The following is an 18836-nucleotide window of genomic DNA, read 5'->3' as shown; positions in this document are numbered from 1 at the left end:
TTTTATCCTTTTGTACCTCCGGCAGTAAGTCCCGAAATCAGGAATCGTTGTAAGAACAAATATATAATCGCTACTGGAATAGCTATTAAAATAGCACCAGCTGCAAACCGTGTGAAATTATTTGAGAACTGATCATTGATAAAATTAAATAACCCTAATGCGATCGTATAATTTTCAGGACTACTCAAAATAATGGAAGGCAATATAAAATCAAATAACGGTGTCATAAAATTAAATAATGCAACTACAGCTAAAATTGGCTTTGCTAACGGCATAATAATTCTAATAAATACCGTAAAATGACCTGCCCCATCTATTCTTGCTGCTTCATCTAGTCCTCTTGGTATCGTATCCAAATAACCTTTGACCAACCATGCGTTAAAAGGTATTTGCCCACCAACATAGATCAAAATCAATCCTGTCAAAGTGTCTAACAAACCAATTAGATGTAAAAAGATATATAATGCAACCATCGCCATCATTACTGGGAACATTTGCAGTATTAAGAAGGTATAAAGGCCTGATTTTCGACCAACAAATTGATACCTTGAAAAGGAGTAGGCTACAAAAGAGGTCATAATAACTGAAAACAATGCAGCACAACCGGACACAATCATACTATTTTTATACCATAATAAATAATCACTTTTCGGATCAGTAAATAGCCATTTATAATGTTCCAACGACCAATTCTCCGGGATAATTGTTGCTGAATACAAACTATTACCAGGGTTTAATGACATACCAAACGCCCAAATAATCGGATATATAATAATAACGGCCATAAATGCAAAGATCCCATAAATTCCTAACAATTCTAAATTTGACTTCAATTTTGGACTCATTATATATTACCCTCCTCTTTAAATGAGCTAGTACGTCTAAATTGAAAAATAGCAAAAATTGAAACCATTAAACCAATAATTAACGAAATAGCAGCGGCCATGCTGTAATCATTAGTTTCAAAGGTTAGCTTGTAAACCCAAGAAATTAAAATATCAGTTCCACCAGCATTTTGACCTTGTACTGCCGGGCCACCTTCATTAAATAGATATATAATATTAAAGTTATTAAAATTTGTTGTATATTGAATGATTAATAATGGTGCTGTGGCAAACAACACATGTGGCAATGTAATGTTGCGAAATTTTTGCCAACGAGTGGCACCATCAACTTCTGCTGCTTCATACCATTCAGACGAAATACTTTGTAGAACCCCTGAAAACAAAGCAAAAACGAATGGATAACCGAGCCATGTTTGAATTAAAATCAGTACTACTTTGGTATAGAAAGGATCTGTTAACCATGGTAAACCTTCTCCACCAAATAGAGGAATAATAATATCTCTATTAATTGCTCCAAATTCATTATTAAACATCGCTGCAAAGATTAAAATCGATACAAATCCTGGCACAGCCCAAGGCAGGATTAGGATCGTACGAATTGTCTTTTTAAATTTGACACGTTTATCATTTACCAATACGGCTAAAATCAACCCGACAACAATCTGAAATGACGTTGCTACTATCGTCCAAATAATTGTCCAAGAAAACACACTCGTAAAGGTATTTTGCCAAATGTCTACTGTTGCCAGATCCTTGAAGTTCTGAAAGCCAATCCACTCTACTAAGTTTTTGGGTGGTGAATTGTATAAGTCATAATTGGTGAAGGCTAAGGCAATCGCAAACAACAACGGAAAAACAACCGTAAAGATTAACAATATAAACCCAGGCAATGTCATAATGTATGGAAATGCCTTGTCATAAGTATTTTTAAATGATTGTTTAAAATTGGGCGGGGTCCATCCATTATTAATTTGCATAGCCTGTTTTCTTGCATCTATCACATTAAACACATAAAAAGTTATTACAAGGGTTAATAAAAGTAGTGCGACAATTCCATATACCAATAAATAAATGGAATGATCAACACCAGGAATTGTACCTAATGTGATAATTCCCCACAAACCTAACCAAAGGAAATCAAAAGTCGCTATGATAAAGGCAATTTCCAATATGATAAAAGAAATTCCCTTCATATAGCGCTTGTTATAAATTTGACCTAAACCTGCTAATATAATAGACAGCACCATTGCCACTGTCGGGTTCAATTTTTTTTGACTCTTTGGAAGATGCACACTTGAACTTGATTCCTCTTTTTTGGCCATCTATTCCACCTCTTTCTTCATTTCACTCATACTATTAATCAAGTAATTTTATCGTAAAGTTAGTATAAAAATGGAGAGTGGAAAAGAAAATCTCTTTTTCCACTCTACCTGCTTTATTCAGACGTTCCCATTGTCGCAATTTTATTTTTAATGGATTGCACTGTGTCTTTTACTGCTCCTTCGACTTCTGATCCATTATTAATTAATTCTATTGCAACATCCATATCCCATACTGGTGCCATTTCTGGAATATTTGGCATTAATGTACCATGTGGCACCTGTTCCGTATAACCAGCATAAATCGGATCATTTACAGCATCTAAAATTTCTGGTCTAGGAGGTAACTCACCTGTTACATCATAGTAAAGCTGAGAATTTTCATCATTTGTCATAAATTTAGCAAGATCCTTCGCCCAAGTAGGGTGTTCACTATAGTAAGATACCAACCAAGATTTGACACCTACAAAGGAAGGTGCAATTTCTCCATTCATTTTTGGAAGTGGTGTAGTGGCTAAGTCATCTCCAAGTGCTTCTTTATAAATCGGCATATTCCATGGTCCACTAACTACCATTCCAACCTTACCTTCTTTAAATAGACCATCAAGTACGTCTACTGTTAATGTTTTCGGAAGTACGCCTGCATCAATAAATTCTTTATATTTCTTTAAACCTTCAATAGAACCTTCATTATCCAACCCGATATCAGTTGGATCATAAACACCATTTTCTTCACCAAAGACATAACCACCATATGCATTCATAAAGGAATATAAGTAATAAAATTCAGGTGATACTAAAAATCCGTACTGATCTTTACTAGAATCTGTTAATTCTTTTGACATTGCAAGAACATCGTCAATTGTTTCCGGCGCTGTATCTACTAAACTTTTATTGTAATAAGTAAAGTAAGTCTCAATTGCTACAGGAGCTCCATAAATGTCACCCTCATATGTGAATGCATCCATTGCTACGTCCGTAAATGCTGATTTTTCTTCTTCTGCGTAGTCAATTGGAAGTGCTAACCCTTGTGCAACGATATCCCCCAAACTATCCTGAGGCTGGAAAAATAAATCCGGTCCATCACCTGTCGGTCCAGCTAAAGCCAATTCTTTTACTTGATCTGGTAGAGCTACTCGTTGATAGCTAATTTCAATACCAGTTTTTTCAGTATATTTATCAAACATTTGTACTGCAATATCTTCAGCTATATCTTCATCATTTATCCATACAACTAGTTCTTCAGGCTTCTCTGCCTCTTCTGATCCTTCTGTATTTTCTGTTCCTTTATCATTACCGGTAGCTTCTTCAGCACCTTCACGCTCAGGTGCACATGCGGCAAGTAATAGAACAAATGCTACCATCAATAATAAACCCCATAAAGTTTTCTTTTTAAACAACTTCATGACCTCCTTAGTAAATTAATTTAATTATCTTTACAAGATTTATTATAAAGCGATTTCATTTGGATTTATATATCAAATTATTCTAGATTACTTTCAAATAATGAAACATTGGTTTTAAAAAGTAGAAGTTAGCTGTTGATTATTCACCTATTATTTGCACGGGTTGTTATCATGGTTGTAATTTTGAAATCTACCATGTGCGAAACTGACGCTCCGACCGATTGCTACGCTTTCCGTGGGCTCGGCTTTAGCTAACTTTGTGAAGAAAGACACTTCAAAAAGTGGATCTGCAGCTCTCGCTGTCGAAGCTGCTGAAAAAGTGCCGATAAATCTGAATGAACACACCACAAGGCTTGTATTTGTTTTATAATAAAAATATCAAAAATAAAAGCGGTGAATTTGTATATTAGAACGTCAACCTTCTTTTCCATTAAGTGCACACGAAGAGCTTTATGATAAGTTGATTCCTAAAGATAACTTTCTTCGTCAAATAAAAGAGTTAGTGGATTTTACCTTTGTTGAAGAAGAATTAAAAGACAAATACTGTTTAGATAATGGGAGAAATGCGGAGCCACCTGTGCGGATGTGTAAATACCTGTTACTAAAACAAATCTATGATTTATCGGATGCCGACCTGGTAGAGCGTGCCATGTATGATTTGTCTTTATGTGTATATTCGTATTCAACATCCTCATATTCAGGTAAATATCAAGAGCTGGCATTATACCTTTAGCAGGTTCATTCAATTATGAGAAGAGCATTTCTTCCCAAAAGAAATGCTTTTCTTTGCATACTATTTGTTTACAATGATAAGTTCCTCCACACCAGCTGTAACTTGTTTAACTCCATCTTTAGTCTTAATGTCACTCATATCAGCTGAGTTGGTAATGATCATCGGTGTGATCGTGCTTGATGCTTTCTCATGAATGATGGTTTGGTCAAATCCGATAAGTTTATCACCTATCATTACTTTGTCGCCTTCCTGCACGTACGAAGTAAATCCTTCTCCTTTTAAGCCTACTGTTTCCAAGCCAATATGAATAAGAATTTCCACGCCATTATCAGCCTGTATACCGATTGCATGTTTAGTAGGAAAAAGCTGCATCACCGTACCTTCGACTGGTGCTACAACCAAATCATTCTCCGGCCAAATTGCTATCCCATCTCCCATCATTTTTTCAGAGAAAACAGGATCTGGTACCTCTTCGAGAGGGACTACTTTACCACTCACTGGTGCACACAGAGATACGCTCGTGTGTTTTTCTTCTTTCTTTCCGAATAATTTCTGTAACATATGATCACTCCTATTTTAAGGGAATTTCAATTATACCCTTGATGAAAATAGTTTACGGTAATATAATATAATTGTAAATAGTTATCATAACAAAAAAGAGGTGCTATTATGAATAAAAAGAAAAACAATGTGTTTTTTGAGAAAGCCCAGCGTTTCGGTAAATCTTTTATGTTACCGATTGCAGTTCTCCCTGCTGCTGGTTTGCTATTGGGAATTGGTGGGGCTTTCAGTAATGCTGCCACCATTGAAGCTTATCCGTTCTTAGACGTAGCATTTTTGCAGGCAATCTTTACGATCATGAGTACTGCTGGTAATATTATCTTCGCCAATTTACCAGTTATATTCGCAGTTGGTATCGCCATAGGTCTTGCGCGATCGGATAAAGGGACAGCGGGACTCGCTGCTATGTTAGGTTTCTTAGTGATGCATGCCACCATTAATGCGATGTTAGTGATTACAGGTAAATTGGCTGAAGAGAATATCGCTGAAGTTGGTCAAGGGATGGTATTAGGTATTCAATCCTTGGAAACCGGTGTGTTCGGTGGTGTTGTATTAGGGTTGCTTGCCTATTATCTTCATAACCGTTATAACAAAATTGAGTTACCAAGATTCTTGGGATTCTTTGGCGGATCACGTTTTATCCCGATTGCCACATCCTTCGCTTCCATCTTTTTAGGAATCATTTTATTTTATGCGTGGCCGGTTGTACAATCAGGTATTTTCTCATTAGGTGGTTTAGTCGAAGCAACTGGATATATTGGCACCTTAATTTATGGTTTTGTCCTTCGCTTATTAGGACCATTCGGACTTCACCATATTTTCTATCTGCCATTTTGGACAACAAGCCTTGGTGGATCCATGATCGTCGATGGGTCTTTAGTAGAAGGTACACAGCGAATTTTCTTTGCACAATTGGGGAGTACAGAACCTGTTAATCAATTCTTTATTGGAACAGCCAGATTTATGTCTGGTCGCCATATTACGATGATGTTTGGTTTACTAGGTGCAGCCTTGGCCATATACCATACGGCTAAACCTCAGCATAAAAAGAAAGTACTTGGTTTAATGCTTTCAGCAGGTCTCACCTCATTCTTAACTGGTATTACTGAGCCGCTGGAATTTTCGTTCTTATTTGTCGCACCGATACTATACGTCATTCACTCTTTTTTTGATGGTCTTGCCTTTATGTTCGCTCATATCTTTGAGATTACCATTGGTCAAACATTCTCAGGTGGGTTTATTGATTTCGTATTGTTTGGTGTGCTTCAAGGTGTGGAAAAAACAAACTGGATTTGGGTACCTATTATCGGTATTCCTTGGTTCTTTCTATACTACTTTACGTTCAAATATTTAATTAGAAAATTCAACTTTAAAACACCAGGACGTGAAGAAGAAATGGAAAGCTACTCCTTCACAAAAACTGAAAGAGCCAGTGCAATCATTACTGGTTTAGGTGGAGAATCTAATATTAAAGATGTAGATAACTGCGCAACACGCTTACGAGTTACTGTAAATCAAGCAGACCTTGTAAACAAAGACGACTTGAAGAAAACAGGTGCCCATGGTGTTGTAGCAAGCGGAAATGGTGTTCAAGTTATTTATGGACCAGAAGTAACTGGAATAAAAAATGAAGTCGAAGAGGCATTAGGAGAAGATTAAAAATGGAACTATTTAAACAACTAGAAAAAAAACTCGTTATATCTTGTCAGGCGTTAGAGCATGAACCACTGCATTCCCCTTTTATAATGGGGAGAATGGCGATAGCTGCTCAGGAAGCAGGAGCCTCAGGAATTCGAGCAAACTCTGTGGCTGATATAAAAGAAATTAAACAGCAAGTAGATCTTCCAATTATCGGATTAATTAAACAAGATTACGATGACAGTGAAGTTTTTATCACACCTACCATAAAAGAAGTAAAAGCTTTAATGGATGTAGAACCTGACATCATTGCCATGGACGGAACAGATCGTAAACGTCCGAATGATGAAAAGTTAGCTGATATCGTGAACTATGTGAAAGAAAACAAGCCGCATATTGCTCTAATGGCCGATGTTTCCACTATCGAAGAAGCAATCTATGCAGAACAATTAGGGTTTGACTGTGTGTCTACTACTCTGATTGGCTATACAAAAGAAACAGAAGGATATAACCTTGCTGATAACGATTTTGCAGTGCTAAAAGAAATAAAGAAAGCAGTTTCGATTCCTCTCATTGCGGAAGGAAGAGTGGATACACCCGAAAAAGCAGCAAGAGTGCTGGAAGTCGGAGCGGACTTCGCAGTGGTAGGTAGTGCCATCACACGACCACAACTTATTGGCAAAAAATTTGTAGATGAAATTAATAAGCGCCTGTAAGTAATAGAACTGGAGGCAATCCTCCAGTTCTATATTTTTTTATACTCGTCTAAAGCTTGCAGTGTCTGCTGATAAGTTTTCATAGAATGTTGATGTTCCGACAGAAGCATACTTAGAATATCCAGCGTGTAAAGAATGGATAGTTGGCTATTGAGAAACCCTCGCGCATGATAAGATTTGACGCTTGAAGTGTATAACATTAGATCTGAGCTTTTCGTTAATGAGGATTCTGAATAATCCGTGATGGAAATAATTTTTGCCTCGTTACGGCTGGCCAATTCCATTGCATCTACAACTTCCTTCGTCTGTCCAGAACTAGAAATGGCAATGACAACATCGTCTTCATTCAAAATCGAAGAAGCAATGATCATCGAATGGGAATCTAGATGTGTATTAATATTTAAACCCATTCTACTTAGTCGAAATTTCAGTTCTTCAGCCGATAGACCCGAGCTTCCCAAGCCATAAACATGGATTCTTTTTGCTTCAAGAATCCATTCACATGCCATCTGATAATCCTCAATGTTCGTTAAAGAATTGGTAGAATTAATGACGGAATTATAAATTTGATGTACTTCATGAATGGCATCATGTACTTCATCTTTTTCTTTGACGGCATCCCTTAATAGAATTTTAAATTCAACAAAACTAGTCACTCCAATTTTCTTACAAAATCGAGTTATTGCTGCGACAGACACATCAATTTGACTGGCTAGCTCTTTTATATGTATATTAAGTAAATGCTCATTATGACGAACCACATAATCCGCAATCTTCTTCTCTGTTTCAGTCAATGTCTGATGTTTAAGCTGAATCTCATTCAAAATGGTATGCATAGAAGAAAGCCTCCAAACTACTAAATCTCACTATATTATAAGCCTTTTACCAGCTTATGTCATTATAAGATTCCATCTGCTATCCACGTTTATACTATATACTATTAGCTCATGTTTGCAATACAAACTCTGTACTAGCTTTTTCTTCTCCATTTACTATAATCGTTAAAGCGTGTACTCCACTATAGTGTTTTCTTGTTGTTAGATCTTTCCATGTATGCTTCCTTACGATGCTTACGGATTCATCAGAATAATGTTTATCAGAGAGTTTAAATATTTTCCTGCTTTGTTTTCCATTTGCTTTTACAAAATCAATTGCATATTCAATTCTTAATTGGATAGGTCGAGTTGATTCATTTTGTATCTGAAAACTAAATTCCATCGTATCACCAAGGGAAAATTGCTCTTGTGACAATACTAAATCTCCGACTGTAATATCTTTAGCTGAAACGTACCCGAAAAGGCGAAGTGCTTCGACATCTCCTTTTTTTAATAAGCTACGACTTCCATGTTTCAAAATCCAGTCTGTGATGGGATTGTTACCACTCCATTTATGTATGATTTGCTTCACTAATGCCGGATGGTCTTTGGAGATATCATTTAAATTATTGGCAACACTTTTTTGTACATATTTAGAAGGGTCTTGTTTCAATTCATCTAATATTGGAATAATCTCACTCGGATCATTTCGGAACCTTGTCAAAGGTGCTGCCCATGGAAGCTTCGGTCGACATCCTTCACTTGCCAACCTCCGAACATGCTCATCTTCATGCATAGACCAATCTAACATCTGCTCCATCATTTTGGATGGATTTTTAATAATAAAAGGTCTTACTGCAAATTCGGAACTAGAATACTTGGTGAACTCCTCAAGAGCAGTCATCGAAGTATCCCAATGATCAATCCCATACCTTTCGACGAAATCAGGGAAAAATAAATACTCAAATCCACGACACTGAGGTGCCATTTCCATTAATATTTGTATTGTTTTTTCATAGGATGGTGGAAAAGTCTCACGAATGGCCATTGAAACGTGGTGAATTCTTTGCTTTAACTCAAAATGTTGCCAGTTTTCATCGAAAATAATTTCCATAAATCTTGTTTGATCAAATTGTGGATAATGTGAGCTCACTATACCAGTAAATCTTTCAAAAAACTCTGAGCTATACATCTCTTTTAAAGGTTCGGACATGATTACAGCTTTCCTTTCGTTATTTTATAGTAATTCCTGTTCTTTATATGTACCTTCATCTCTTTACAACAATCGAATGTATGTTCTTATTATACCATAGAAATAAAAATAAAGCCCGCACCATTATTGATGCAGGTTTCGATAAGTGGAAGGTGTGATACCTTCCCTTTTTTTAAATGTTGTAACAAAGTGACTTACACCATTAAATCCAACTAGTTTGGCAATCTCTTTCAAAGATAAATCTGGTGTTGTTATTAGGATGCGTTTTGCTTCCCGGATACGTAATTGTACAAGAAAGGAATACGGGCTTATACCAAATGTATCATGGAACATCGTATTTAAATGTTGAGAACTTACCTGTGCCTTCTCAGACATCTCCAATAAACCGATGTCTTGTGAATAGACTTGCTCCAACCATTCAACGATACCTCTTATTTTTTCAAAAGATTGTAAGACAGACAGTTTATTATTCATTTGCCCATATTTTTTCAAACGCATTAAAAATTGATAGAGATCTGCTGAAATTTCATGGGCTAGATGATGTGGATCCTGAAATTCTTCCAGCTTGCCTATGATTTTTTCCATATGTCTGTTAAAGGAAATATTATCATTCTCTTCATAGAAAGCAGAATAGTTCATATCCAACGCATTTAAGATCGGGTCTATCGCTGCTCCTGTAAAAGTAATATAATATGTTTCCCAATGTACGTTTGCATCGTGATCAGAGTAATATTTGTGGGGGGTATAAGGCGTTAACAAAATACCTTTACCTGGTGGTAGTGAGAAGGATTGATTTGCTAATTCAATGATTCCTTCTCCCTTCACCGTTTGTAACCAATGATAATAAGGATATCCTTCCGATCGATTAAAATCCAACTCATATGGATTATAACCAATACTTTCAATATATAAGGGTAGTGGGTTTTCAGAAACGGAAAAAGTAAATCGTTTTTTCTCAGCCACTTTATCACAACTTTCTTCAAGTATAGTTCTATCTTAAAGTGAAACTTCCATCCCCAACTGACAGTTAGCGAAACTGATTATAATTTGAAATTCTAAAATCTCAAGAAGCGAGTTCTCTTATATATAATGGCTATTCTAATATCGGCTCGAACAATTCACTCAAAATCAATGCTACTGCCCCAAGTGAGGAGCCATATTCCCCTAATTTAGATAGATAAACTGGTGTTGCCTGAGCTCTTTCTGAGATCGTTCTTGTTTTGATCGTACTAACAATTGGATCGAGAATAAAGGTGTCAGCTTTCGAAACTCCGCCACCAATAATAATCGTACTAGGATTACAGACATGAATTAAATTAGTTAGTGCAATTCCTAAATAAGTTCCCGCTTCCATTAATACATTTTGGGCTAATCGGTCTCCTGCCATTGCCGCTTGATGTACTGCTTCAGCTGTTATCGTTTCTTGATACTCAGATAAGCTGGTAGCATAACCTTGTTCTATTAATTCTACAGCTTTCTCTGCAATAGCTGGCCCTGAAGCGACAGTCTGTAAGCATCCTTCATTCCCACACGAACACTTCTTACCATGTAAGTCAACTGTCATATGACCAATTTCGCCAGCAATGCCATGTTCTCCACTATACAATTTGCCATCAATCACGAGACCAGCACCGATACCTTGTCCCACATTAACTGCAATCATACTCTTATTCGACATTTGATTATCAAACCAGGCTTCTCCCAAGGCTAAAGATTTCGCATCATTTTCTACTTTTACATTCATATCAAATCTAGCTTCTAAATGATCTTTAATAGGTATATTCCGTAGGTTCAAGTTAGGTGCAAATATCGAAATACCTTGCTCAGAATCTACTACACCATGCATGGCTACACCAATTCCGATAAATTGTAAGGATGAATGCTTTGTTATTAATTGTTCTACCCCAGTTGTTAGCATGTTTAAAAAGCTGTCTTTTTGTAGCTCTTGTATTATCTCTTGCGCATTTTCATCAATGACTTCGCCTGAAAGATCTGAAATAACAAAACGAATATCACTTGGACCTACGTCAATACCGATTATATGAAAACCTTTCGTATTGAGCACTAACATCGTTGGTTTTCTTCCACCCTGTGATACACCGAGCTGACTTTCTTGAATTAATCCTTGTTCTAACAGTTCTTTCACAATAGTTCCAACAGTTGGTGGAGTTAATTGTGTTTCTTTAGCAATTTGCGCACGCGAAATAGAACCAGCTGTGCGGATTTTATTTAAAATTATTGATTTATTAATTGATTTCATCCATTGAAAGCTTCCTCGTTGCATCTTTTTCCCCAACTTTCTTAATATACTTTAATAAGTATATCACATTATTCTTTTGTCATTAAGTGATTCTCGTATACCACATCATATAGATCTTTATATGCAACATGCTTCTCTTTTAATTGTGTCGGGGATTCTAAACCTGCAGCTGCAGCTATATTATTGAGCCCTTCTCTAATTGATATCACATAATTGGTCACACGATAGGATTTTTCTTCAATATCTAATCCTCTCTGCAGTTTCGGATCTGTAGTTGCAACACCTACTGGGCAATGATTAGTATGACAAACTTGTGCCATAATACACCCGGTGGTAATCATAAATGCTCGGGCTACCTGTACTAAGTCTGCTCCCAGCGCCAAAGCAAAAGCGATTCGGTCTGGTGTGAACAATTTACCAGATGCAATAATTCTTACTTGATCACGAATACCAGCCTGAACCAATGCTTGATGCAAGATCGGAATTGCAGATTTAATCGGAAGCCCCACACTATCCGTTAACTCTTGATAAGTAGCACCAGTGCCACCTTCTCCACCATCTACTGAAATAAAATCCGGTTTCTTGCCCGTCTCTTTGATTGCTGCCGCTAACTGCTGCACATCACTTTCTTGCCCGACAACTATTTTAATGCCGACAGGTTTTTCTGCTATATCACGGATCTGTTCGACAAAATCGAGTAAACCGTAAACATCCGAAAATTGATGGAATCGATTGGGACTATCATTTGACTGAAACGGGATAATCCCTCGATTTTCTGCAATTTCTTCTGTTACCTTTTCTGCTTCTAGGTGACCGCCACGTGTCTTCGCTCCCTGAGCCAGTTTAAGTTCAAAGGCTTTCACCTGATCAATGGCTGCCTTTTTTTTCAATGCTTCCCAGGACATTTCACCATCTGGCGTACGAACACCATATAAACCAGGGCCAATTTGCATGACAAGATCAACATTCCCTTTAAAATGATAAGAAGATAAACCACCTTCACCAGTATTCATCCATGTACCACCAGCACGGCCCAATCCAATTGAGAGTGCTGTTATCGCTCTTTCACCAAGTGCGCCAAAGCTCATTCCAGCCATACCTATTAATCCCTTTACATGAAAAGGATTTTTCGTATCAGGTCCAATTACTATTTCATGCTCTGAGCCCAGTAACTGAGGAGATACCATCTCTTCTTCACGGTGTTCTTTTCTGAAAAAAAGATTTTCCTTATCAATGTGATATACCTTTGTATCTACCTTTGGCTCATGATCAATAGATAATTCCTCTGCTAATCTTGGAAACATTGTATTCTTAATATAATAACCCGGTTGGTCAAAGTCTCGTTTAGAACCAAACCCTTCTAATCTCTTTTTATACTTAGCTGGCATAACAATATTCAGATAGTCTTTCCTTGAAAATGGCTTTCCTGTATCATCGTCCGTGAACAGGTACTGTCTTAATTCCGGCCCGATACTTTCTAGAAAATAACGTACCCTGCCTATCAAAGGATAATTACGTAAGACTGCGTGTCTCTTTTGGTTTCGATCTTTTAGAAACCATAGAATCATAAGTCCCCCAGGAATAAATAAAATTACCAATACTATCGTCAATAAAATAACTGAAGCAATTTCCGCCATATTTCCCCTCCATCCTAAAATTTCTCATAAGAATATGTATGATAAAGTATAGAAAACTACTTTTGTTTATCTATTTCATAATCAATAAAGTGAGACTTCCATCAGTATTCTACAAATCTTTGCTTTTCCTTGATAGATTTGTCGATTATCTTTGTCTTTTTACAAGCTGAAGACTATCAAGATGTATAATTTGTGCATGATGATTTAGTTTTCCGTGCGCAAAAAAAAGGTATGGAAAAATTTCTTTTCCATACCTCATTGTATTAATAGGCTCCACGAATATGATCGTGTACTTCATTTTTATAAAAGGTTTTTAGCTTGTCTAACTCTTGTTCTGCGAACTCAGGGACATCGACTGCTGCCAGGTTATCTTCCACTTGTTTTACCGTTTTAAAGCCCGGAATCACAGAGGATATAGCTTCATGGCTTAAGATCCATTTTAATGCGGCACGTGTCATGTTACCTCTACCTTCTGCAATCCATTCTAATTGTTTACTTAACTCTACCCCTTTATCAAAAGGTAAACCAGCAAAGGTCTCCCCTACATTAAATGCTTCACCATTTTGATTAAACTTACGATGATCATCATCTTCAAATTGGTGAGCAGTGGAGAATTTACCTGTTAACAATCCGCTAGCCAATGGTACTCTTGCTAAAATACCAACATTCTTCTCTTGGGCAACTGGGAATAATTCTGTGATTGGCTTTTGACGGAAAATGTTAAAAATCACTTGTAAAGCTGCTACATTTGGATTTTCCATTGCAAGTAATCCTTCTTCCACTGTCTCAACACTTACACCATAGTGACGAATTTTCCCTTGTTGCTGTAGTTTGTCTAACACTTCAAATACTGCTCCATCACGAATGATTTCAATTGGCGGACAATGAATTTGAATTAAATCTAATTGTTCACGTTGTAACCTTCTTAAACTGTTTTCTACATAATTGGTTACCGATTCTTCTGAATATGTCTTAGGATCATGAATATCCCCGGCACGACAAAATTTTGTTGCAATGTGAATTTTATCTTCTTTTCCTTTTGTTGCTTTCGCAAGTAATTCCTCACTATGGCCATCACCATAAACATCTGCAGTATCAAAGAAGTTTACTCCTGCATCCATTGCACGGGCCAGTCCGTTTAATGCCTCTTGGTCATTTGTCTGACCCCATGCTCCACCTATTGCCCATGTACCAAAGCTTAACTCACTAATTTTCATATCTGTTTTTCCAAATTGACGATATTGCATTATATCTCTCCTCTAATTATCTTTTATTTTTTTACATAGTCACGCCAGTTGTGAACAGGCTGCCAACCTAATACTTCTTTCGCCTTTTTATTACTTAGTAATGTTTCATAACCCTCAATTGGCTCGCGAAAGTCTGCTACATTCGGAAAACATGTTGTCATCAATTCTTTACTTTTAACATCCATACTAGTATTGTCAGCTGCAAGGTTTAAGGCTACTGTTCCCAGCCCATCTTTTTCAACCGCCAACCGATAAGCTGCACCAGCATCACGCGCATCAATATAACTCCATAATATCGGCTTTCGTAGTTCCGGTTTATGTATAAATTCAGGAAAGTTTTCATACATATGTGGTGCAATGACATTACCAACCCGCATAGATACGACTTGCATACCTGTCCGCTGATGAATCATTTCAGCTGTTTTTTCATTCACTATTTTGGACAGACCGTAACTATCCTCCGGCATTTGTGGATGTTCCTCATCGATTGGTACATATAAAGGCTGTAAGTCTTGCTTAGTGAACACAAGTCCATAGGATGATTCACTAGAGGTAATTACTGCTTTTTTTATGCCTAATGTGCCTGCCGCTTCTAAGATATTATAAGTAGACATCACATTATTTTGAAATGTTACTTCGTTCGGATGTGAATAAGCAACCGGTATCGCTGCTAAGTGAACGACAGCATCTGCACCTTCAAGAACACCATACACTTCACCAAGATTGGTTAAGTCAGCAATAATGGTTCTGCATTTAGGATCAGTTGGGTGTTTTTGATCCACATTCACTACCTCATAATCATGATCCAAAAATTCCTGAATAACAGATGGCCCTAATAAACCACTTCCACCTGTAATAACAACTTTTGCCATATCGATGCATCTTCCCCTTCTATGTTTACGTTTTCACATATCATTATACGTATTTTTACTAGAGAACTAAAAGAATCCGCTCAGAAAATAGGAATGAGGAGTAGGTAATACCACCTCTCATAACATTGATTATCGAACAATACCCTTTTGTCTGATATGATAGAAAATATAATAGTTAATCAAAATGGGTAAAATATATTCAAATCCTTACAAGGAGGACTCTGGCATTAATGAACGAATTTTATAAAGTTCTGATTGTCGATGATGAACTACTAATAAGACAAGGAATTATAAATTATATTGAATGGGAAAGTGAAGGATACAAAATTGTTGGTGAAGCCTCAAATGGTGAGGAGGCACTCCAATCACTGGAATTATACCGTCCTCACATCATGATTACAGATATCGTAATGCCAGGCATGGATGGTATTGAGTTAGTAAAGCAAGTAAAAGAAAACTACCCTGACACAGAAGTCATAGTACTAAGCAGCTTTGAAAATTTTGATTACGTAAAGCAAACGTTTCAGAATGGAGTTGCAGATTATATTCTTAAACCAAAACTAAATACAGAAGAATTGCTCCAAACGTTAAATCGTGTAACACAAAAACAAAAAAAGGCAGCAAATGTACACGATGATCCATCCTCGATGGGAGATATATGCAAAAAAATAATAGAAGGCTATCAATCGATACGAGAAATGGAATTTGCGATCAACCAATTCACACATGATACGTTTGTTTTAGTAGAGGTGTTTTGGAATAAAAGGGAAAGTATTCAATTATCAAAAACTACAATAAAAGATCAACTGCAGCAACATCTATCAGATATAAAATTGTATGACATTCCATTAAAGGAATATAGTATGCTGTTTTTAACTAATTTTGAATCCCATGAGCTGCCAAAACTAAAAGACGCTGTCCATACTTGTGAAACGAAAGCTGGTTCACCTAACATAAAATGGATTGTCAGTACACCTTTTCAATCTATCAAAGAACTTAAACATATGTATGAAACAGACCACTTAACCATGCAGCAATACCATTTTTATTTACCTGATCGCACTTCCCTTTTTTATGATAATTTACCTGAAGAAACAGAAAAAAAGGCAGATTTTGATTTGAATCACCTGATTTATTTGTTTAAACGAAAGCAATTCCAAGAAGCTTTTATTTACTTAAATGAACATATAGGATTTCTTTCTAATCAATATGAAACAGATGCTTTTGAATTTAAATCCTGGTTGGAAAACATTATATTTAATATCATTGTCCTACTTGGTAATATGAATTATGATATCCAAGAACTTGAGGCAGAGAAGTACTATTATTTCTCAGAAATCAATGAAGCCTTTCAGGTAAGAGAAGCGATTTCAATATTCGATACATTTTTAGCTAAGGTAGAAAAAAAAGTACTGCCTGCTAATGCAGAGACTATTTCTAACATCCAGCTGCTACTTGATTATATTGAGGAGCACTTTGACAGTCATTTAACATTAAGTACGCTAGCCGATCATTTTCATTTTAACCCTTCTTATTTATCCAGCTATTTCAGCAAACATCATCAAGAAGGTTTTAGTGAATATTTGAATTATGTTCGCATCAAAAATGCTCGAAACATGTTAAAGGAAACAGATATGTCTATCTCTGCAATTAGTGAAGCTGTAGGGTATTCTGATCCAAGTTACTTTACGAAAGTATTTAAAAGAATGACGGGTAAATCGCCAAGCACATACCGCAAAGAAAACAAACAGACGAATTGAGGCTGTTCTAATGAAGAAGTTAATCCGCATTATGCAGGCAAATAATCTATTTATAAAAATTTTCCTGGTGATGGTAGTCAGCATCATTGCCGTATCGATATCCATTACCTATAGCAGTATTCGGATGTCGAGCAACTTATTTATGGATACTTTCAGCATTACCAATTCCAAAATTATGAATCAAATTACCGAGAGTTTTAATTTATTTACTGATTCGATTGTGTCAGCTTCACTGGAGGTTGAAACGAATGGTACGATAAAACAGGTACTTCTGGAAGAACATGAAAGCGCGATTGATCAATCAATTTTTTATTATCATATGGCCAAAGAGATGGATCGGATTTATGCGGAAGTAGACCCTAATGATACCAATATGATCATCATGAGCAACGATCAAGATATCTTTAATATGAATTATGTAAAATGGCCAGTTGACGGTGAAAAATTAGCGAACCATGAAATGATAGAACGTGTAAAAGAAAGTCCGAATGACATTGTGTATCAATTCGAAGATTCAGAAGTTACCAATGGTGTTCCAATGATCATTGCTTCTAAAGCCTTAAAATTAAAATCGGACTATATATATGGATACTTATTCTTCTCATTGACAGAGAGAGATCTGAAGAAATTCTATGAAAGTTATACAGGTGCCGGAAATAACGTATTGTTAGTAACACCTAGAGGTCAAATTATCTCTAGCAACCAAGAAAAAATGGTCGGGAAGACTTCTCCGGAATTGTTAAGTTACGCAAAAAGCTTTGAAGATGAAAATTTAGAATACCGAAATGCGGATATATTTGGTCAAAATTACATCCTCCTGTCCGAGTATATCCCCAGCCTCGACATCTATCTTGTTAATTTAATTGATCGAGAAATAATCGCAGAGAATGTCATTGATACCCGCGAAATAGTGTTGATTAGTATTGCGATTGTCAGCTTAGCAGTTCTTGTTGCCTTTCTCATATTACGAAAGATGACCGTTTCCATTAGTAAACTTGTTCACCAAATTTCAGATATGGCAAGATATCAATTTAATAAACCATTAAAGGAAACTGGCGGATATGAAACAAGAAAAATAGCAAAAGCCTTCAATTATATGTTGAATGAACTGCAAGATTATGTACAAATTTTAATGAATACACAAGATAAGCAAAGAAAAGCGGAATTAGAAACATTGCAGCATCAAATCAATCCGCATTTTATCTATAATACGTTAGCTTCGATTAAGTTTATGATTCGACAAGAGAAAAAAGAGAAAGCATCTGACACGATTGATTCTTTTATTTCACTGATTCAAAACGCTTTAAGTAATATTGAAGAAACGATAACCGTAGAACAGGAATTAGAGAACCTCAAAAATTATGTACAAATTAATCAAGCAAGATATGGTGATCGAATTCGCGTGAACTATTTAATTTCACCTGACTGTTTGCACCTTTATTTACCTAAGCTTGTGATCCAACCTTTTATTGAGAATGCCTTTTTCCATGCTTTTACAAAGAAAAAGACTGGTTTTATCCAAATATTAATGGCACAAAAGGATAATTCCCTCATCTGCGAAATTATTGATAATGGCGATGGCATGATACCCGAACGGTTAGATAACAAAACAATCAAAGCAAAAGAAAAGAGACAGCTGTTCAGTGGTATCGGAGTTAAGAACGTTCATGAAAGAATTCAATTATTATACGGAAAAAACTACGGTGTGGAAATAGACAGTGAACCATCAAAAGGAACAAAGGTAAAGATAAAGCTACCTGTTAACGAATCATAACATCCAAATATTAGCATCTAAAAAAAATACAAAATCTAAA

The 18836-nt window shown here is 36.3% G+C and carries 15 protein-coding genes and 1 pseudogene; 5 read left to right on the top strand and 11 right to left on the bottom strand.

The window, feature by feature from the left end; translation table 11 throughout:
• Positions 1-2: 2 nt before the first annotated feature.
• The 3 genes from ACTWP4_RS05835 to ACTWP4_RS05825 all read right to left on the bottom strand — a co-directional run bounded on the left by ACTWP4_RS05835 (position 3) and on the right by ACTWP4_RS05825 (position 3564).
• Entirely contained in the window at positions 3-845 is an 843-nt protein-coding gene (locus tag ACTWP4_RS05835; protein WP_443127818.1) for a sugar ABC transporter permease, read from the bottom strand.
• Positions 845-2167 (bottom strand): ABC transporter permease subunit, encoded by a 1323-nt coding sequence (locus tag ACTWP4_RS05830; protein WP_443127817.1) that lies wholly within the window; start codon positions 2165-2167, stop codon positions 845-847. Before ACTWP4_RS05830 ends, ACTWP4_RS05835 begins: the two co-directional genes overlap by 1 nt.
• A 113-nt stretch (positions 2168-2280) precedes the next feature.
• A complete protein-coding gene (locus ACTWP4_RS05825) occupies positions 2281-3564 on the bottom strand; it encodes a sugar ABC transporter substrate-binding protein (protein ID WP_443127816.1) in 1284 nt (427 codons plus the stop codon).
• A 409-nt stretch (positions 3565-3973) separates the two neighbouring features.
• Between ACTWP4_RS05825 and ACTWP4_RS05820 the strand changes: the two are divergent.
• Positions 3974-4234, top strand: a pseudogene (locus ACTWP4_RS05820) (transposase); the annotation flags it as partial.
• Between the two features lie 129 nt (positions 4235-4363).
• Here ACTWP4_RS05820 and ACTWP4_RS05815 read toward each other — a convergent pair.
• Positions 4364-4864 (bottom strand): PTS sugar transporter subunit IIA, encoded by a 501-nt coding sequence (locus ACTWP4_RS05815; RefSeq protein WP_443127815.1) that lies wholly within the window; start codon positions 4862-4864, stop codon positions 4364-4366.
• Between the two features lie 108 nt (positions 4865-4972).
• Between ACTWP4_RS05815 and ACTWP4_RS05810 the strand changes: the two genes are divergently transcribed.
• Both ACTWP4_RS05810 and ACTWP4_RS05805 read left to right on the top strand, forming a co-directional pair.
• A complete protein-coding gene (locus ACTWP4_RS05810) occupies positions 4973-6523 on the top strand; it encodes a PTS transporter subunit EIIC (RefSeq protein WP_443127814.1) in 1551 nt (516 codons plus the stop codon).
• Between the two features lie 2 nt (positions 6524-6525).
• A complete protein-coding gene (locus ACTWP4_RS05805; protein WP_443127813.1) occupies positions 6526-7218 on the top strand; it encodes an N-acetylmannosamine-6-phosphate 2-epimerase in 693 nt (230 codons plus the stop codon).
• 29 nt (positions 7219-7247) lie between these two features.
• Here ACTWP4_RS05805 and ACTWP4_RS05800 read toward each other — a convergent pair whose 3' ends face one another.
• From ACTWP4_RS05800 to ACTWP4_RS05770, 7 genes are all read right to left on the bottom strand, one after another.
• Positions 7248-8054 (bottom strand): MurR/RpiR family transcriptional regulator, encoded by an 807-nt coding sequence (locus tag ACTWP4_RS05800; RefSeq protein WP_443127812.1) that lies wholly within the window; start codon positions 8052-8054, stop codon positions 7248-7250.
• A gap of 109 nt (positions 8055-8163) precedes the next feature.
• Positions 8164-9246 (bottom strand): DNA alkylation repair protein, encoded by a 1083-nt coding sequence (locus tag ACTWP4_RS05795; RefSeq protein ID WP_443127811.1) that lies wholly within the window; start codon positions 9244-9246, stop codon positions 8164-8166.
• Positions 9247-9369: 123 nt separating this feature from the next.
• Complete coding sequence (locus tag ACTWP4_RS05790; RefSeq protein ID WP_443127810.1) at positions 9370-10209, bottom strand: AraC family transcriptional regulator; 840 nt, start codon at positions 10207-10209, stop codon at positions 9370-9372.
• A 130-nt stretch (positions 10210-10339) separates the two neighbouring features.
• Positions 10340-11530, bottom strand: a complete 1191-nt coding sequence (locus ACTWP4_RS05785) for an ROK family transcriptional regulator (protein ID WP_443127809.1) — start codon at positions 11528-11530, stop codon at positions 10340-10342.
• 44 nt (positions 11531-11574) lie between these two features.
• Positions 11575-13143 (bottom strand): FMN-binding glutamate synthase family protein, encoded by a 1569-nt coding sequence (locus ACTWP4_RS05780; protein ID WP_443127808.1) that lies wholly within the window; start codon positions 13141-13143, stop codon positions 11575-11577.
• Positions 13144-13406: 263 nt separating this feature from the next.
• On the bottom strand, positions 13407-14390 hold the full coding sequence (locus tag ACTWP4_RS05775) for an aldo/keto reductase (RefSeq protein ID WP_443127807.1): 984 nt from the start codon (positions 14388-14390) through the stop codon (positions 13407-13409).
• Between the two features lie 23 nt (positions 14391-14413).
• Complete coding sequence (locus tag ACTWP4_RS05770) at positions 14414-15262, bottom strand: NAD-dependent epimerase/dehydratase family protein (protein WP_443127806.1); 849 nt, start codon at positions 15260-15262, stop codon at positions 14414-14416.
• A 230-nt stretch (positions 15263-15492) separates the two neighbouring features.
• On the opposite strand from ACTWP4_RS05770, the gene ACTWP4_RS05765 reads away from it, so the two are divergent.
• Together ACTWP4_RS05765 and ACTWP4_RS05760 are read left to right on the top strand one after the other, a co-directional pair.
• Positions 15493-17022: a response regulator transcription factor gene (locus ACTWP4_RS05765; RefSeq protein WP_443127805.1), complete on the top strand. Its 1530-nt coding sequence runs from the start codon at positions 15493-15495 to the stop codon at positions 17020-17022.
• A 10-nt stretch (positions 17023-17032) separates the two neighbouring features.
• Positions 17033-18796, top strand: a complete 1764-nt coding sequence (locus tag ACTWP4_RS05760; RefSeq protein WP_443127804.1) for a sensor histidine kinase — start codon at positions 17033-17035, stop codon at positions 18794-18796.
• The last annotated feature ends 40 nt before the right edge of the window (positions 18797-18836 follow it).

It is taken from the genome of Gracilibacillus sp. D59 (assembly GCF_052246695.1).
Taxonomy (GTDB): Bacteria; Bacillota; Bacilli; order Bacillales; family Amphibacillaceae; genus Gracilibacillus.
This window is presented reverse-complemented; position numbering and strand designations above follow the sequence as displayed.

Bases quoted from the DNA above. Each gene is read 5' to 3' on its own strand.
- ACTWP4_RS05760 (WP_443127804.1), top strand. From the start codon at position 17,033: ATGAAGAAGTTAATCCGCATTATGCAGGCAAATAATCTATTTATAAAA.
- ACTWP4_RS05835 (WP_443127818.1), bottom strand. From the start codon at position 845: ATGAGTCCAAAATTGAAGTCAAATTTAGAATTGTTAGGAATTTATGGG.
- ACTWP4_RS05780 (WP_443127808.1), bottom strand. From the start codon at position 13,143: ATGGCGGAAATTGCTTCAGTTATTTTATTGACGATAGTATTGGTAATT.
- ACTWP4_RS05800 (WP_443127812.1), bottom strand. From the start codon at position 8,054: ATGCATACCATTTTGAATGAGATTCAGCTTAAACATCAGACATTGACT.
- ACTWP4_RS05765 (WP_443127805.1), top strand. From the start codon at position 15,493: ATGAACGAATTTTATAAAGTTCTGATTGTCGATGATGAACTACTAATA.
- ACTWP4_RS05775 (WP_443127807.1), bottom strand. From the start codon at position 14,390: ATGCAATATCGTCAATTTGGAAAAACAGATATGAAAATTAGTGAGTTA.
- ACTWP4_RS05770 (WP_443127806.1), bottom strand. From the start codon at position 15,262: ATGGCAAAAGTTGTTATTACAGGTGGAAGTGGTTTATTAGGGCCATCT.
- ACTWP4_RS05810 (WP_443127814.1), top strand. From the start codon at position 4,973: ATGAATAAAAAGAAAAACAATGTGTTTTTTGAGAAAGCCCAGCGTTTC.
- ACTWP4_RS05785 (WP_443127809.1), bottom strand. From the start codon at position 11,530: ATGCAACGAGGAAGCTTTCAATGGATGAAATCAATTAATAAATCAATA.
- ACTWP4_RS05805 (WP_443127813.1), top strand. From the start codon at position 6,526: ATGGAACTATTTAAACAACTAGAAAAAAAACTCGTTATATCTTGTCAG.
- ACTWP4_RS05830 (WP_443127817.1), bottom strand. From the start codon at position 2,167: ATGGCCAAAAAAGAGGAATCAAGTTCAAGTGTGCATCTTCCAAAGAGT.
- ACTWP4_RS05795 (WP_443127811.1), bottom strand. From the start codon at position 9,246: ATGTCCGAACCTTTAAAAGAGATGTATAGCTCAGAGTTTTTTGAAAGA.
- ACTWP4_RS05815 (WP_443127815.1), bottom strand. From the start codon at position 4,864: ATGTTACAGAAATTATTCGGAAAGAAAGAAGAAAAACACACGAGCGTA.